Origin of the sequence: Kitasatospora sp. NPDC056651, from assembly GCF_042792155.1 — a bacterium.
GTDB lineage: Bacteria > Actinomycetota > Actinomycetes > Streptomycetales > Streptomycetaceae > Kitasatospora.
Genome location: NZ_JBHTWX010000038.1, coordinates 54469 through 69692, shown reverse-complemented (window position 1 = coordinate 69692; position 15224 = coordinate 54469). Strand labels below are relative to the sequence as shown.

General features: G+C 74.8%; 15 protein-coding genes. 10 read left to right on the top strand and 5 right to left on the bottom strand.

Annotated elements, in window-relative coordinates; translation table 11 throughout:
- Both ACFRAR_RS17295 and ACFRAR_RS17290 read right to left on the bottom strand, forming a co-directional pair.
- Positions 1-981, bottom strand: a 981-nt coding sequence (locus ACFRAR_RS17295; protein WP_380698911.1) for a serine/threonine-protein kinase, incomplete at its 3' end; no start/stop codon positions are given.
- Positions 978-1739, bottom strand: a complete 762-nt coding sequence (locus ACFRAR_RS17290; RefSeq protein ID WP_380698910.1) for a serine/threonine protein kinase — start codon at positions 1737-1739, stop codon at positions 978-980. The genes ACFRAR_RS17290 and ACFRAR_RS17295, both read right to left, overlap by 4 nt.
- Positions 1740-1948: 209 nt before the next feature.
- On the opposite strand from ACFRAR_RS17290, the gene ACFRAR_RS17285 reads away from it, so the two are divergent.
- From ACFRAR_RS17285 to nagB, 3 genes are all read left to right on the top strand, one after another.
- Positions 1949-2416, top strand: a complete 468-nt coding sequence (locus tag ACFRAR_RS17285) for an SDR family NAD(P)-dependent oxidoreductase (protein WP_380698909.1) — start codon at positions 1949-1951, stop codon at positions 2414-2416.
- 171 nt (positions 2417-2587) lie between these two features.
- Entirely contained in the window at positions 2588-2995 is a 408-nt protein-coding gene (locus tag ACFRAR_RS17280; RefSeq protein ID WP_380698908.1) for a hypothetical protein, read from the top strand.
- A 298-nt stretch (positions 2996-3293) separates the two neighbouring features.
- On the top strand, positions 3294-4076 hold the full coding sequence (gene nagB, locus ACFRAR_RS17275) for a glucosamine-6-phosphate deaminase (protein WP_380698907.1): 783 nt from the start codon (positions 3294-3296) through the stop codon (positions 4074-4076).
- Between the two features lie 254 nt (positions 4077-4330).
- Here nagB and ACFRAR_RS17270 read toward each other — a convergent pair whose 3' ends face one another.
- A complete protein-coding gene (locus ACFRAR_RS17270; RefSeq protein ID WP_380698906.1) occupies positions 4331-5977 on the bottom strand; it encodes a beta-propeller fold lactonase family protein in 1647 nt (548 codons plus the stop codon).
- A gap of 240 nt (positions 5978-6217) precedes the next feature.
- Here ACFRAR_RS17270 and ACFRAR_RS17265 point away from each other — a divergent pair, with 240 nt between their 5' ends.
- From ACFRAR_RS17265 to ACFRAR_RS17245, 5 genes are all read left to right on the top strand, one after another.
- The gene (locus ACFRAR_RS17265; RefSeq protein WP_380698905.1) at positions 6218-6661 is read left to right on the top strand and encodes an RrF2 family transcriptional regulator; all 444 of its coding nucleotides are present in this window, start codon (positions 6218-6220) and stop codon (positions 6659-6661) included.
- Between the two features lie 109 nt (positions 6662-6770).
- A complete protein-coding gene (locus ACFRAR_RS17260; RefSeq protein WP_380698904.1) occupies positions 6771-7952 on the top strand; it encodes a globin domain-containing protein in 1182 nt (393 codons plus the stop codon).
- A gap of 167 nt (positions 7953-8119) precedes the next feature.
- Entirely contained in the window at positions 8120-8884 is a 765-nt protein-coding gene (locus tag ACFRAR_RS17255; RefSeq protein WP_380698903.1) for a (Fe-S)-binding protein, read from the top strand.
- Complete coding sequence (locus tag ACFRAR_RS17250; RefSeq protein WP_380698902.1) at positions 8881-10296, top strand: lactate utilization protein B; 1416 nt, start codon at positions 8881-8883, stop codon at positions 10294-10296. The genes ACFRAR_RS17255 and ACFRAR_RS17250 overlap by 4 nt, the downstream gene beginning before the upstream one ends.
- Complete coding sequence (locus tag ACFRAR_RS17245) at positions 10293-11009, top strand: lactate utilization protein C (RefSeq protein WP_380698901.1); 717 nt, start codon at positions 10293-10295, stop codon at positions 11007-11009. Before ACFRAR_RS17250 ends, ACFRAR_RS17245 begins: the two co-directional genes overlap by 4 nt.
- On the opposite strand, the gene ddaH is transcribed toward ACFRAR_RS17245, so the two are convergent.
- Positions 10996-11823, bottom strand: a complete 828-nt coding sequence (gene ddaH, locus ACFRAR_RS17240) for a dimethylargininase (protein WP_380698900.1) — start codon at positions 11821-11823, stop codon at positions 10996-10998. The two genes, ACFRAR_RS17245 and ddaH, sit on opposite strands and share 14 nt — an antisense overlap.
- Before the next feature lie 394 nt (positions 11824-12217).
- On the opposite strand from ddaH, the gene ACFRAR_RS17235 reads away from it, so the two are divergent.
- Positions 12218-13000 (top strand): SGNH/GDSL hydrolase family protein, encoded by a 783-nt coding sequence (locus ACFRAR_RS17235; protein WP_380698899.1) that lies wholly within the window; start codon positions 12218-12220, stop codon positions 12998-13000.
- A 7-nt stretch (positions 13001-13007) separates the two neighbouring features.
- Here the strand turns inward: ACFRAR_RS17235 and ACFRAR_RS17230 are convergent, their stop codons facing one another.
- Positions 13008-13454, bottom strand: coding sequence for a DUF2809 domain-containing protein (locus ACFRAR_RS17230; RefSeq protein ID WP_380698898.1), 447 nt, complete (start codon positions 13452-13454; stop codon positions 13008-13010).
- Between the two features lie 273 nt (positions 13455-13727).
- Between ACFRAR_RS17230 and ACFRAR_RS17225 the strand changes: the two genes are divergently transcribed.
- Complete coding sequence (locus ACFRAR_RS17225) at positions 13728-15161, top strand: DUF2252 domain-containing protein (protein WP_380698897.1); 1434 nt, start codon at positions 13728-13730, stop codon at positions 15159-15161.
- The last annotated feature ends 63 nt before the right edge of the window (positions 15162-15224 follow it).

Below are 15224 nucleotides of genomic sequence, written 5' to 3'. Positions count from 1 at the left end.
GGCCACGGCCCGGGCGACCAGCGCGGCCAGCGCGGTCCGGGTCCGTTCCTCCCGGGCGGGGGCGAGGCAGGCGGCGACCGCGGCCCGCCAGCGCGCCGGCAGCGCCTCGTCCAGCCGCAGCGGCGCCGCGCCCCGCGCGTACGCCTGGGCGGCCAGCGAACGGGCCCGGGCGGTGGCGCCGAGGAAGGGGTGCAGACCGCCGGTGAGCAGCTGATGGGCGATCACGCCGAAGGCCCAGACGTCGGCGCTGGGGCGCACCACGACCCCCCGCGCGCCGGTGCGCTGGGACCACCACTCGGGCGGGACGTGGTCGGGCGAGCCGAGCGGCGGGGCGTAGGCGTGGGTGCCCTCCAGCTCCGCGGTGAGGCCGAAGTCCGCGATCTTGGCGGTGCCGTCGGGCATCAGCAGGATATTGGCCGGTTTCAGGTCCCCGTGCACCCAGCCGGACCGGTGCATGTGGGTCAGTCCGGCGCAGACCTCGGTGAGGATGCGCTCGGCGCCGGGCACCGCCGTGCCGGGGCGGGCCTCGGTCAGCAGGTCCTGGAGGCTGCGGGCGGCGCGCTCCATCACCAGGGCGACGGCGCCGTCCAGGGCCGGGTGGTCCGGGTCCTCGACGGTGACCACGGCGAGGGTGCGGATCAGGTGGGGGTGGTCGGCGCGGCGGCTGAAGCGCTGCTCGCTGCGGGCCATCCGGGCCACCGTGCGGCGCTGCCCGGGGCTGAACCGGGCCGCGCCCAGGATCTTGACGGCGGCCGGGGATCCGTCCGGGCCCTCGGCGGCGTGGACGCTGCCCCAGGCGCCCGCGCCGAGGAGGGCGCCGAGCCGGTAGCCGGCGATCGGATAGCCCTCCGGGACCGCGAAGTCCGGGCCGCCGGACGCCCGACCCTCCCCCGGCGGACCACCGGGCCCCGGGCCCTCCCCGGGCGGAGCACCGGCCCCGCCGCCGGGCGGCTCCGATCCGGTTCGGGCGCCGGGCCTCACGGCCGGGTGGCCGCGCGCCGGGGCGGGAGCAGCGCCAGGTGCTCCTCCCGGACGAGGTCGAACCTGAGCGCCAGCGCGACCAGTTCCTCGCGCTTGCCGCCGCCCGGCCCGTCCTCGTACGGCTCGCGCAGCCGCAGTTTGGTCTCCACCAGGTAGTCGATGTGGTAGTTCACCGCCGAGCGGCTCAGCCCGCGGCAGCCGGGCAGGGCGCGCAGCCGGGCGAGCACCTCGGTCACGCCGGGGACGGCGGCGGCGGAGGGCGAGCGCAGCCGGGGCTCGCAGAGCGCGAGCAGGACCAGGAAGTACTTGGCGGTCGGGTCGAGGGCGAACGGACTGACGGTGTGCTCACCGTCGGCGCCACCCGGCGCGCCGTCGAGGTAGGCGTGCTGCGGGGCGAAGACCTTGAAGGCGGCGGGTTCGCCGAGGGCGGGCAGCAGCACCCTGGAGAGTTCGAACGGGACGGGCGCGCCGAGCCGCCCGGGCGCCACCTTGATGTGCTCCCCCGCGCCCTCCAGGTTCTCCACCACGTAGGTGGCCGAGGTGCTGAAGTTCGACAGCCGCCAGTAGTCCTCGGCCGCGGCCACCTCCCCCGCGCGCCGGGAGACGCCCTGGTCGGGCAGCGGGATGGGGGCCGGCCGGCCCGGCTCCCCGCGTCCGAACACCGCGGCCTCACCGGGGCCCAACCGCAGCAGGCCGGGGGCTGCGCCCGGCCCCATCCCGGGCCCGGCGGCGGGAAGTTGCACGATGACCGTGTCCACGCGGCACCTCCGTGGGATCGGGTCGATGGTATCCGTCCGATCCGCCCCGCGGGCGCACCGCCACCCGGACGGGTGACGGTGCCACCAACCCCGCCGGGCGGTCCCGGAGTTGCCCTCCTCCCCGGGGAGGAGGCGGCTCCTCCTTCCGGCCGGGAGGTCCGGCCGGTCGGCCGAGGCGGCCGCCGGACCCGCGCTGCGAGGCTCCTGCCATGGACACCAACGCCCGGAGGGTGTTCCTGGCGCTCAGGTACCAGATCCCGCACATGCTGAAGGCCGGCCGCGGGGTGATCGTCTGCACCTCCTCCTCGGCCGCCGAGCAGGCCCGGCCGAACGGCGGTGCGTACACGGCGGGCAAAAGGGCGGTTCAAGGGCTGGTCAAGGCGGCCGCGTTGGCGTACGGAACGCGGGGCGTCCGGGTCAACGCGATCCCCCCGGGCACCACGGACACCGCCTTCGTCCGGCCGCCGGGCGTTCCGGACGCGGCCTGGGCGCAGTTCAAGAAGGCCTACGGCCCGCTGAACATCGAGGGGTTGGAGCGGATGGCCGAGCCGGAGGAGATCGCCCGGGCGATCCTGGCGCCGGCCTCGGACGACTTCGCCTACCAGAGCGGCGCCTCGGTTCCGGTCGACGACGGGGCGACGGCCGGCCGCCGGATGGTGCTGCCACCCATTGACTGATCATCCGTCAGGCCCGGAGTCGTCCGCGCGTTGAACAACCGGCGAATGGTTGCGGCATGTAGTTGAACCGTCACCATGAGTGTGACGCAGCGCACACAGACGAGGTCCACGATGTGTGCAACACTCATCTCAAGGAGTGAGATTCCCTTAATTTCCAAGGAGGTTCACATCATGCGCATCCGTTTCGCAGCTGTGGCGATGGTGGCGGCAGGGATCACGGGCCTGGCGGCGGCTCCGGCGATGGCCGCCCCGGCGACGTCCGGAACCGACACGGTGGTCTGCGCCTCGGTGCTCAACCAGCCCTGCATCTCGCACCAGGCCGACGGCGGCGGCATCGTGGGCGTCGCCCAGGTCACCGCCGACCCGGGCCAGTTGACGATGGTTCGGGTCGACGTCCGCACCCAGGCCTCCTGGGGCAGCCCGTGGGAGACCGTCGCCACCGCGACCACCATCCAGTACGGCTCCGCCACGGCGGTCACTCCGCGGGTGACCGCCGGCGCCCCCCGGATGATCTGCGCCACCGCCGGCCCGGCGCTGGACGTCGCCAGGCAGGTCACCACCTGTACCAACCCGTTCTGACCGCGGTGCCGCCGAGGCACCGCACCCGCCACCCCCATGCCGTCCGTACGACCGGGCAGCCGTCCGGACGGCCGGGGAGCGGAACGCGCTAGACACGACGAGCGCCGGGGCCTGCCGCCGGGACACCCCCGTCCCGACGGCCGGCCCCGGCCCCCACCTCCACCAGGCGAAACGGGGCGGAGAACCGAAGATCACCCGGGGACCGGACCCGGGTGGACCTGGGGCACCCCCACACGGCAAACTGGTCTAGACCTCGGAGGTCTAGACCTCAGCCTCGCCTCAGAACGGTGGACCCAGTATGGAAATCGTGATCGTCCCTGACGCCCGAGCGGCCGGCGAACTCATCGCCGCGGCGATCACCGATCTGCTGACGGACAAGCCCGACGCCCTGCTCGGCGTGGCGACCGGCTCGACCCCGCTGCCGATCTACCAGGCCCTGGCCGAGCGGGTCCGCGACGGCCGGCTGGACGCCGCCGAGGCGCGCATCTGCCAGCTGGACGAGTACGTCGGCCTGCCCGCCGGCCACCCGGAGTCCTACCGTTCGGTGGTGCTGCGCGAGGTCGTGGAGCCGCTGGGCCTGACCGAGGACTCCTTCCTGGGCCCGGACGGCAACGCGTCCGACATCGCCGCCGCGGCCACCGCCTACGACCGCGCGCTGGCCGAGGCCGGCGGCGTGGACCTCCAGCTGCTCGGCATCGGCACGGACGGCCACATCGGCTTCAACGAGCCCTGCTCCTCGCTCTCCTCGCGGACCCGGATCAAGACCCTGACCCGGCAGACCCGGGTGGACAACGCCCGCTTCTTCGACAGCATCGACCAGGTCCCGCACCACGTCATCACCCAGGGCATCGGCACCATCCTGGAGGCCCGCCACCTGGTGCTGCTCGCCACCGGCGAGGCCAAGGCCGAGGCCGTCGCGCTCGCCGTCGAGGGTCCGCTCTCCGCGGTCGTCCCGGCCTCGGCGCTCCAGCTGCACCCGCACGCCACCGTCGTGGTGGACGAGGCGGCCGCCTCCCGCCTCAAGCTCGCCGACTACTTCCGCGACACCTACGCGGCCAAGCCGGCCTGGCAGAAGCTCTGAGCACGTCCCGGCCACGGCCCTGACGGCCGGAGCGCCGGAGCGCCGGACACCGAGCGTTTCAGCGGCCGGGGCGCCGGACACCGAGGGATTCGGTGTCCGGCGCCCCGGCCGTTTCCGCAGGGCGCGCGCCGGGGCGGTCGGGCGGTCCGGCACTCGCGAAGCCGGTCGCCGAAGGCCGCGGGTTCGCCGGGGCGTCGAACGACGTGGGCCCCGCCGAAAGGTATCGGCGGGGCCCGGAAGTGGTCGGCCGGACCTCACTTGCAGGTGATCAGCAGCCCGAGGACGGCGGTGCAGCTGCGGGTGTCCCGGCTGGTGGTGGGCGAGGGGTCGGCGGGCGCCCCGGCGGCGCGGGCCACCGTCACGTCCCAGCTGCGGAACAGCCCGAGGCCGACGGCGACCGAGAAGTGCCGGGTGGTGCTCGCACCCTTGGCCAGCGGCGCGGTCAGCGCGCAGCTGAGCTTCCCGGCGGCGACGGTGCAGTCGCCGGAGGTCGCGGTCAGCCCGGTGGGCAGGTCGGCGGTGACGGTGGCCGAGGCCAGCGGGTCGGGGCCCTGCCCGGTGAGCGTGACGGTGTAGTCGACCCGGGCCGAGAGCAGGCCGGCCGCCGGGGTCGCGGCCAGCGCGACGGCCAGGTGGGCGGCGGGGGCGGTGTAGGTGAAGCGGTCGGCGGCGACGGCCGCGCTGGTGCCCCCGGGACCGGTGACCCGCACGTCCACCGGCCCGGTGACGGCGGTCGCGGGGGCCGTCGCGGTGCAGCTGGTCCTCGCGCAGTTGAAGGAGGTGGCCGGGCCGGCCGCGCCGAAGGTCACGGCGGTGGCGCCGGCCAGGTCGGTGCCGGTGATGGTCACCGCGGTGCCGCCGGTCCCGGAGCCACCGTTCGGGGTGACGGCGGTGACGTCCGGCAGCGGCAGCGGGAAGTCCACCACGTCGACGGCGTTGCCGGTGAAGTCGGCGAGGTAGCCGCGCCGCCCGTCGGCGGTCAGCGCCAGGCTGTACGGGGCGGCGCCCACCGGGACGGTCGCGGTGACGGTCCGGCTCGCGGTGTCCACCACGCTCAGGGTGCCGTCGGCGTAGTCGGAGACGTAGGCCGTCGCGCCGTCCGGGGAGAGGGTCACGGCGTAGGGGCCGGAGCCGACCGCGACGGTGCCGAGGACCGTGCCGGCCGCGGTGTCGATCACCGCGGCGGTGCCGTCGTCGCCGTCGGCGGCCCACAGCCGGGCGCCGTCCGGGCTGAGCGCGAGGCCGAAGGCGCCGTGGCCGACCGCGACGGTGCCGCTCACCGCGTTGGTCGTGGTGTCGACGACGGTCACCGCCTTGGCGCCGGAGGCGGCGACGTAGAGCCGCTTGCCGTCCGGCGAGACGGCCAGCCCGTGCGGCTCGGCGCCGACCGGCACCGTCGCCGTCACGGTGCCGGAGGAGGTGTCCAGCACGCTCACGGTGTCGGCGGCCGCGTTGCTGACGTAGGCGCGCGAGCCGTCCGGCGCGAGGACCAGGCCCCAGGGCTGGGCGCCGACCGGGACGGTCGCGGTGACGGTGGCGGTGGCGGTGTCCACGACGCTGACGGTGTTGTCCAGGTGGTGGGTGAGGTAGGCCCGGTGTCCGTCGGGCGAGAGGGCGACGGCGTACGAGCCGCTCCCGGCGGTGAAGCTGCCGGACACGGCCTTGCTCGCGGTGTCCAGCACGCTGACCGTGCCGCTGCTCTGGCTGGTCACGTAGACGTGGCCGCCGTCCGGCGTCAGCGCGACGCCCGCCGGGTACGGCGCGACCGCGACGTGCGCGGCGACGGCGGGCGGCGGGGTGACGGCCTCGGCCGTCGCGGGCAGCGACAGCAGTGCGGCCGTGGTCGCGGCTATCGCGACCACGGCCGTCCCGGTACGGCGGGACGGGCGGGGTGTTCTCACGGGACTCTCCAGCTGCTCGGCGGTGCGAACGGTGTGGTCGTGGTGGTGTTCGGAGCCGGGGGAAGCGTAAGAGCCGCCCTGACTTTCCGTCAGGGAGTGATTACAAATGTCGCCAACTGTTCAGTTTCGATCGAAGCGCCTTCGCGGTGCCGCTCCCCCGACGGGCGACGTGACCAGCGTCTCGCCCGGAGTCGTGCAGGAAATTGGAGTCGGGGAGTCGCATTCGATAGCGTTTCGAACGTGAGGCTGACCAAGAGCACCGACATCGCCCTGCGGATCGCCATGCGACTGGCCGTCCTGGGCGAGGGCGACAACCCGACCACCCGCGAGGTGGCCGAGTCGGTCGGCGTGCCGTACACCCACGCGGCGAAGGTGGTCAGCCGGCTTCAGCACCTGGGGGTGGTGGAGGCCCGGCGCGGTCGCGGCGGCGGGCTGATGCTCACCTTCGCCGGGCGGACCGGTTCGCTCGGACTGCTGCTGCGGGAGCTGGAGGGAGTCGGCGACGTGGTCGGCTGCGAGGACGACCCGCCGTGCCCGCTGCGGGCCGCGTGCCGGCTGCGCGGGGCACTGCGCGGCGCCCAGGAGGCGTTCTTCGCCGCACTCGACCACCTCTCCGTCGACGACCTGGTGGCCTCCCCCACCGGCCCCGTCCTGCTCAGCCTCACCGCCAGACCCGCCGACTGATCCGCCCACCCGGCCGATCAGCCCCACCGACCGATCCGCCCACCCGGGGCCGCACCGCACGGTGCGACCTTTAATGCGAATCTCAGATACCAGTTAGGGAGCTCGTCTGATGCTGTCCGCGAAGTCCGCCGAGGTCGTCGAGGCCACCCTGCCCGTCGTGGGCGCCGCCATCGGGGACATCACCCCGATCTTCTACGACCGGCTGTTCGCCGCGCACCCGGAGCTGCTGCGCGACCTCTTCAACCGGGGCAACCAGGCCAACGGCACCCAGCGCGAGGCACTGGCCGGCTCGATAGCCGCCTTCGCCACCGCGCTGCTCGCCCACCCGGACCAGCGGCCCGACGCGATGCTCGCCCGCATCGCCCACAAGCACGTCTCGGTCGGCATCGGCGACGACCAGTACAAGGTCGTCCACGAGCACCTGTTCGCCGCCATCGTGGAGGTGCTCGGCGAGGCCGTCACCCCCGAGGTCGCCGCCGCCTGGGACGAGGTCTACTGGCTGATGGCCAACGCGCTGATCGCCGTCGAGGACCGGCTGCGCGCCGAGGTCGCCGCCGGCGGCGACCCGGCCGACCTGTGGCGCCCGTACACCGTGGTCGCCCGCCACCAGGAGACCGAGGCCGTCACCACCTACCTGGTCCGCCCGGCCGACGGCGGCCCCGTGCCCGCCTTCCGCCCCGGCCAGTACGTCTCGGTGCGCACCGAGCTGACCGACGGCGCCCACCAGATCCGCCAGTACAGCCTCTCCGGCAGCGCGGACGGCGCGCTGCGCTTCAGCGTCAAGCGCGAGGACGGCGGCGAGGTCTCCAGCCACCTGCACGACCACCTGAAGGCCGGCGACACCATCGAGCTGGCGCCCCCGCTGGGCGACATCGCCCTCGCCGACGGAGACGGCCCGGTGCTGCTCGCCTCCGCCGGCATCGGCAACACCCCGATGACCGCCATGCTCGACCACCTGGCCGCCACCGGCTCCACCCGGCGGATCGTCTCGGTCCACGGCGACCGCGACCAGCTGAGCCACGCCTTCCGCGCCGACCTGGCGCGGCTGACCACCGCGCTGCCGAACGCCACCTCGCACGTCTTCTACGAGCAGCCGCTCGGCGAGTGGCCGGCCGAGCGCACCGGCCGGGTGGACCTCTCCACCGTCGAGGTCCCGGCGGGCGCCACCGCCTACCTCTGCGGCCCGCTCCCCTTCCTGCGCGCCGTCCGCGAGCAGCTGCTGACCGCGGGCGTGCCGGCGGCGGACATCCACTACGAGGTGTTCGGCCCGGACCTGTGGCTCGGCGCCTGACCGCCTGACCCCGGGCTGCGCACCCGAGGTCCCGGGGCGAAGGTCCCACCGCGGCACCGGTCCGCTCGGTACGATCACGAGCGGTCCGGTGCCGTTCGGCGTGCGCGCGTCCTCCCGACGTCCGTACGTCCGTGCCCGCGGCGGGAGTTCGGCAGAAGGGAGCCCGGATGCGGGTCGCACTGTTCGCCACCTGCGTCAACGACGCGCTGTTCCCCGGCACCGCGGTGGCCACCGTCCGGCTGCTGGAACGCCTCGGCGTCGCGGTGGACTTCCCCGCCGGGCAGACCTGCTGCGGGCAGCCGCAGTACAACACCGGCTACCGCCGCGCCTGCGAGCCGCTGGTCCGGCGGACCGCCCGGGCCTTCGCCGGGTACGACCACGTCGTGACGCCCTCGGGCTCCTGCGTGGCGATGGTCCGGGACAACTACCCCCGGATCGGCGCCCGGGCCGCCACCGAGGGCCGGGGCACCGAACTGGCCGACCTGGCCACCGCCCTGGTGCCCCGGGTGGTCGAACTGACCGAGTTCCTGACCGACGTGCTCGGCGTCGAGGACGTCGGCGCGTACTTCCCGCACAGCGTCACCTACCACCCCTCCTGCCACGGCCTGCGCCTGCTCGGCCTGGGCGAGCGCCCGCGCCGGCTGCTCGGCGCCGTCAAGGGGCTGGAGCTGGTCGAGCTGCCGGGGGCCGAGGAGTGCTGCGGCTTCGGCGGCACCTTCGCGGTCAAGAACGCGGCGGTCTCGGCGGCCATGGCCGAGGACAAGATCGCCAACGCCCTCGGCACCGGCGCCCGGGTGCTGTGCGGCGCCGACAACTCCTGCCTGCTGCACCTCGGCACCACCCTGCGCCGCCAGGGCGCGCCACTGCGGCCGCTGCACCTCGCGGAGATCCTGGCCGCCACCGAGGCCCACCCGTGGAGGCCGTCCCGATGACCGGCACCTTCCTCGGCATGCCCGCCTTCCCCGAGGCCGCCGCCCGGGCCGTGAAGAACGAGCGGCTGCGCGCCAACCTGCGGCACGCCACCCACACCATCCGCGACAAGCGGGCCAGGGCCGTCGCCGAACTCGACGACTGGGCGCGGCTGCGCGCCGCAGGGAAGGCGATCAAGGACCACACGCTGCGCCACCTCGACCGCTACCTGCTCCAGTTGGAGGAGTCCGTCACCGCGGCCGGCGGCACCGTGCACTGGGCCGCCGACGCCGAGGAGGCCAACCGGATCGTCGCGGACCTGGTCCGGGCGACCGGTCGGACGGAGGTGGTCAAGGTCAAGTCGATGGCCACCCAGGAGATCGGGCTCAACGAGGCGCTGGCGGCCGAGGGGATCACCGCCTACGAGACCGATCTCGCCGAGCTGATCGTGCAGTTGGGCGACGACCGGCCCTCGCACATCCTGGTACCGGCGATCCACCGCAACCGCGCCGAGATCCGGGAGATCTTCGCCGACCGGATGGCCTCCTGGGGCCGCCCGGCGCCCAGGGGCCTCACCGACTCCCCCGCCGAACTCGCCGAGGCCGCCCGGCTGCACCTGCGGGAGAAGTTCCTGCGATCCGAAGTCGCCGTCTCCGGAGCCAACTTCATGGTCGCCGAGACCGGCACCCTGGTGGTGGTCGAGTCCGAGGGCAACGGCCGGATGTGCCTCACCCTGCCGCGCACGCTGATCTCGGTGGTCGGGATCGAGAAGGTCGTGCCGACCTGGCGGGACCTGGAGGTGTTCCTCCAGCTGCTCCCGCGCTCCTCCACCGCCGAGCGGATGAACCCGTACACCTCGCTCTGGACCGGGACGTCGGCGGGTGACGGCCCCTCCGAGTTCCACCTGGTGCTGCTGGACAACGGCCGCACCACCGCGCTCGCCGACCAGGTCGGCCGCCAGGCGCTGCGCTGCATCCGCTGCTCGGCCTGCCTCAACGTCTGCCCGGTGTACGAACGGGCCGGCGGGCACGCCTACGGCTCGGTGTACCCGGGGCCGATCGGCGCCATCCTGACGCCCCAACTGCGCGGCACCACGAGCCCGGTGGACGCCTCGCTGCCGTACGCCTCCTCGCTCTGCGGGGCCTGCTACGAGGTGTGCCCGGTGGCGATCGACATCCCCGAGGTGCTGGTGCACCTGCGCGAGAAGGTCGCGGAGCAGGGCGGGCACCCGCTGGAGCGGGCCGCCATGGCGGCCGCCGGGTTCGTGCTGGACCACCCGGCGGCGCTCACCGCCGCCGAGCGGCTGGCCGGGCGCACCCGGTCGCTGCACCCGCGCCGGCTGCCCGGTCCCGGGCGGGCCTGGACCGACACCCGGGACCTCCCCGAGGTACCCGCCGAACCGTTCCGCGACTGGTGGCGGAGGAACCGCGGATGACCCGGCAGACGACCCCGTCCGGGCCCTCCCGGTCCGAAGCGCCCCGGAACTCCCGGGAGTTGATCCTCGGGCGGATCCGGTCCGCACTCGGCGACGCCGCCGCCGTGGCCGAACAGCCGCTTCCCCGCGACTACCTGACGGCGCACGTGCCGACCGACGACCCGGCGGCCCTGCTCGACCTGCTGCACCACAACCTGGCCGACTACCGGGCCCTGGTGCACCGCTGCCACGAGGACGAACTGCCGCGCCGGATCGCCGGGTTGCTGATCGACCGGGGCAGCCGGACGGTCGTAGTCCCGGCCGGCCTGCCGCCGGGCTGGCTCGCCGAGGCCGAGGCCGGGGGCGTCGAACTGCTCCCGGACGACGGGACGTTGACCGCGGCCCGGCTGGACGCGGTGGACAGCGTGCTGACCGGCTGCGCGCTGGCCGTCGCCGAGACCGGGACGATCGTGCTGGACGCCGGTCCGGGCCAGGGCCGGCGGCTGCTCTCGCTCGTCCCCGACCACCACGTCTGCGTGGTGCGGGCGCCGGAGCAGGTCGTCGCCTCGGTGCCGCTCGCGCTGCCGCGGCTCGATCCGGTGCGGCCGCAGACCTGGATCTCCGGGCCGTCGGCGACCAGCGACATCGAGCTGGACCGGGTGGAGGGGGTGCACGGGCCGCGCACCCTGGAGGTGCTGCTGGTCACGGACTCGGCGGACGTCACTCGGGCCTGAGCTCCAGCGTGCAGCACTTCGCCCCGCCGCCGCCCTTCAACAGTTCCGAGACGTCCACCGGGACCGGCTGGTAGCCGTGCTCGGTCAGCCGGCCGGCCAGGTTCTTGGCGGCCTCCGGCAGCACCACCCGGTGGCCGTCGGAGACGGCGTTGAGCCCGAACACCTCGGCGTCGGCCCGGTCGGCGAGGATCGCGTCGGGGTAGAGCGCGCGCAGCACCGAGCGGCTGTCGGCGTCGAAGGCCTCCGGGTAGTACATGACGTGGTCGTCGGCGAGCACCGCCAGCGCGGTGTCCAGGTGGTAGAAGCGAGGGTCGACCAGGGTCAGGCTGACCACCGGGACGCCGAACAGCTCGCCGGCCTCGGCGTGCGCGGCGCGCGAGGTGCGGAAGCCCGTCCCTGCGAGCACCCGGCGGCCGACCACCAGGTGGTCGCCCTCGCCCTCGTTGACGTGCCCGGCACGGCGCACCTCGCGGTAGCCGCGCCCGCGGAACCAGGCCTGGTAGGCCTCCGACTCGGCGGCGCGCTCCGGGTAGCGGAAGGTCGCGACCAGGGCCCGGCCGTCCAGCACGGTGGCGCCGTTGGCGGTGTACACCATGTCGGGCAGGCCGGGCACCGGGTCGATCAGCTCGACGGTGTGGCCGAGCCGGCGGTACGTCCGGTGGAGCCGCTCCCACTGGCGCAGCGCGAGCGCCGTGTCGGTGGGCTGGGCGGGGTCCATCCACGGGTTGATCGCGTAGTCCACGGTGAAGTGCGTCGGCCGGCACATCAGATAGCGCCGCGGCCGGGCATGGCGCTCCGGGGTCTGCGTGAGCATGACTCAACCATCCTTGGATCGCGGGGAGTTCGCCGTACGGAGTTCGGGGTTCGGGGGCCCGTACACCTTCGTTCCCAAGGCGCTGCCCCCGCGGTCCCGCTCGCACACCCGGCCAGACGCTCCCGGCGGTCGCACGCCCCCGCGCACCCGGCGCAAGCCCCGGCGCACCGGCCCTCGGACCCGGCCGTCCGGTCCGGCCGTCGGCTACCGGCTACCGGCTACCGGCTACCGGCTACCGGCTGTCGCGAAGCGGAAGGGGGTGCCGATCCTGCGCTTTCCGGGGGCGGGGCCGCCACGGACGGAACGGCCCCGCGAGGGCACGTGGTCCATCTCACGTGCCCCTGGGGGCACCTACGGTGGCGTAGGTCACTTGAATGGGTGAACTATCTCTTTCATGCCGAATCTCCAGGAGACCCTTGACCTCGATTCGTATGCCGCCCTCGGCGACAGCTTCACCGAAGGTCTGAACGACCCCGGCGTCGACGGCAGGTTCGCCGGATGGGCCGACCGCCTCGCCGGGCTGCTGGCCGGCGGACGCCGACCGGGCGAGTTCCGCTACGCCAACCTCGCGGTGCGCGGCCGGCTGCTCGACCAGATCACCGCCGAGCAGGTGCCGCAGGTCCAGCGCCTCCAGCCCGACCTGGTCACCTTCTGCGCCGGCGGCAACGACATCCTCCGGCCCGGCGCCGACCCCGACGAGGTGGCCGAGCGCTTCGAGGCCGCCATCGTCCGGCTGGCCGAGAACGCCGGGACGGTGCTGATCTGCACCGGCTTCGACACCAAGGACGTACCGCTGCTGAAGCACCTGCGCGGCAAGATCGCCACCTACAACGGCCACATGCGGGCCGTCGCCGACCGCAACGGCTGCCAGGTGGCCGACCTGTGGTCGCTGCGCGCCGTGCAGGACCGCCGGGCGTGGAGCGAGGACCGCCTGCACCTGTCCCCCGAGGGCCACCAGCGGGTCGCCCTGCTGGCCGCCCGCTCGCTGGGCCTGTACACCGAGCAGGACCCGGAGGCCCCGTGGCCGGACGCCCGGGTGCTCAGCGCCGCCGACCAGCGGCGGGAGAACATCCAGTGGGCCCGCGAGCACCTGCTGCCCTGGGTCGGCCGGCGTCTGCGTGGCGAGTCCTCGGGCGACCATCTGGAGCCCAAGCGGCCGGATCTGCTGCCGCTCTGACGGGACGTCAGCTCTGCCGGAAGGGTCGGGCCGAGCCATCGGCTGCTGCGATTCGGGAGGTCCGCAGCAGCCGGTGGAGCGCCCCGGCGCAGCCCGCGCCGACCAGGTACCAGAACAGGTCCGGCGGGTTGAAGGTCGAACCCAGCACCAGCCGGACCAGAGCGCTGTGCCGCCCCCAGGCGTCCGGCAGGCCGGTGAGCTGGAACAGCTCCACCGCCCAGCTGAGCGCGGCGGCCACGGCGGCGGCGCGGCCGGGGCGGACCCGGGGCGCCGCCAGCACGAGCAGGGTGTACAGCAGCACGGTGTAGAGAGCGTCCCCGGCGTACTTGGCGACGTCCCCGCCGAGCACCGCCCGTACTCCGAGTCCGGCCGCCACCGTCGACACGGCGGCCAGTGCGGCGGCCAGGCGGACGCGCCGGTGCGCCCGAAGGCCGTTCCCCCCAAGATCCTTCACCCGCGCCACGGTATCCCCGCGCCCCCGGGCGTGCCGCCCCACCCCGCACGCCCGCCACCCCGCACGCCCGCCACTGCGCACCACCGCCCGCGCAGGTCGCCCCGCCACTACGCACCACCCCCGCACTCCCCTCCGCCCCCACCCCGCCCCCGCACGCCTCAACCGGACCCCCACCCACCGGAACCACCGGGCACCGCCGCACGTCACTCCCCCCGACGAACGTCCGCGCAGGTCGCGGGCCGGGTGAGGACCGGAAGGGACGGGCGGGGAACAGTGGCGCACGTGGGTGAGGCCGAGGCGCAGCCGTCGACGGGCCGGGACGAGCGGAGCCGGCGCGGTTTCGCGGTGGCCGGGTTCGCCTCGACGCAGGACGGGCGGGCCCGGGAGCGGGGCAGGGCGCTGCGGGAGCGGGTGCCCCGGGAGCGGCACGCCGAGTTCGCGCCCGCACCCGGGCGACCGACCGCCGTGTCGGCGCTGGAGGCCTCCAACACCGGCCGAATAGCCGGGCTGGTGCCGATCCGGGTCGGCCGGATGGCCGCCAGTCCGTTCGCGTTCCTGCGCGGATCGGCCGGCCTGATGGGCGCCGACCTCGCGGGCACGCCGGTGACCGGGGTGGACGCGCAGCTGTGCGGGGACGCGCACGCCGCGAACTTCGGCCTGTACGGCGACGCGCGCGGCCGACTCGTGCTGGACATCAACGACTTCGACGAGACCGTCCCCGGCCCCTGGGAGTGGGACCTCAAGCGGCTCGCCGCCAGCCTCGTGCTGGCCGCCCGGGTGGCCGGGGCGAGCGAGAGCGTCGCGCGCGAGGCCGCCCAGCACGCGGCCGGCGCGTACCGCCGCACCGTGCGCACGCTCGCCAAGCTGCCCGCGCTGGACGCCTGGAACGCCATCGCGGACGAGCAGCTGGTCTCCTTCGCCGAGGCGCACGACCTCGCCGAGGTGCTGCGCAAGGTCGGCGCGAAGGCGCTCGGCAACACCAGCGCGCGCTTCGCCGCCCGCAACACCACCCGGACCGCGGACGGCGGTTGGCGCTTCACGGCCGCTCCCCCGGTGCTCACCGAGGTGACCGACGCGACCGCCCGCGCCGTCGCGCACGCGCTCGGCCCGTACGTGGAGACGGTGGTGCCCGAGGTGCGCACGCTGCTGTCCCGCCACCGGGTGCAGGACGTGGCGTTCCGGGTGGTGGGCACCGGCAGCGTGGGCACCCGCTCGTACGTGGTGCTGCTCACCGACCACCGGGACCAGCCGCTGGTGCTCCAGGTGAAGGAGGCCCGCCCGTCCGCGCTGCTGCCCTACCTGCCGGGCGGACCGCGGGCGGCGTCGGACGGGCACGAGGGCCGCCGGGTGGTGCTCGGCCAGAAGCACATGCAGGTGGTCAGCGACACCCTGCTGGGCTGGACCACGGTCGACGGACTTCCCTACCAGGTGCGGCAGTTCCGCAACCGCAAGGGCAGCGTCGACCCGGCCGCACTGCTGCCGGGCCAGCTGGACGACTACGCCCGGATCACCGGTGCCCTGCTGGCCCGGGCGCACTCGCACACCGCCGACCCGGGCGTGCTGGCCGGGTACTGCGGCAAGAGCGAGGCCCTGGACGAAGCGGTCGGCGCCTTCGCCGTGGCCTACGCGGACCGCACCGAGGCCGACCACGCCGATCTGCTGACGGCGGTGCGCAGCGGGCGGCTGCCCGCCGAGCAGGGCGTCTGACCCGCCCTGCCGCCCTGCCGCGACGGCCCGGCGGCTCAACCGGGCCGGGAACGGCGGTCACCG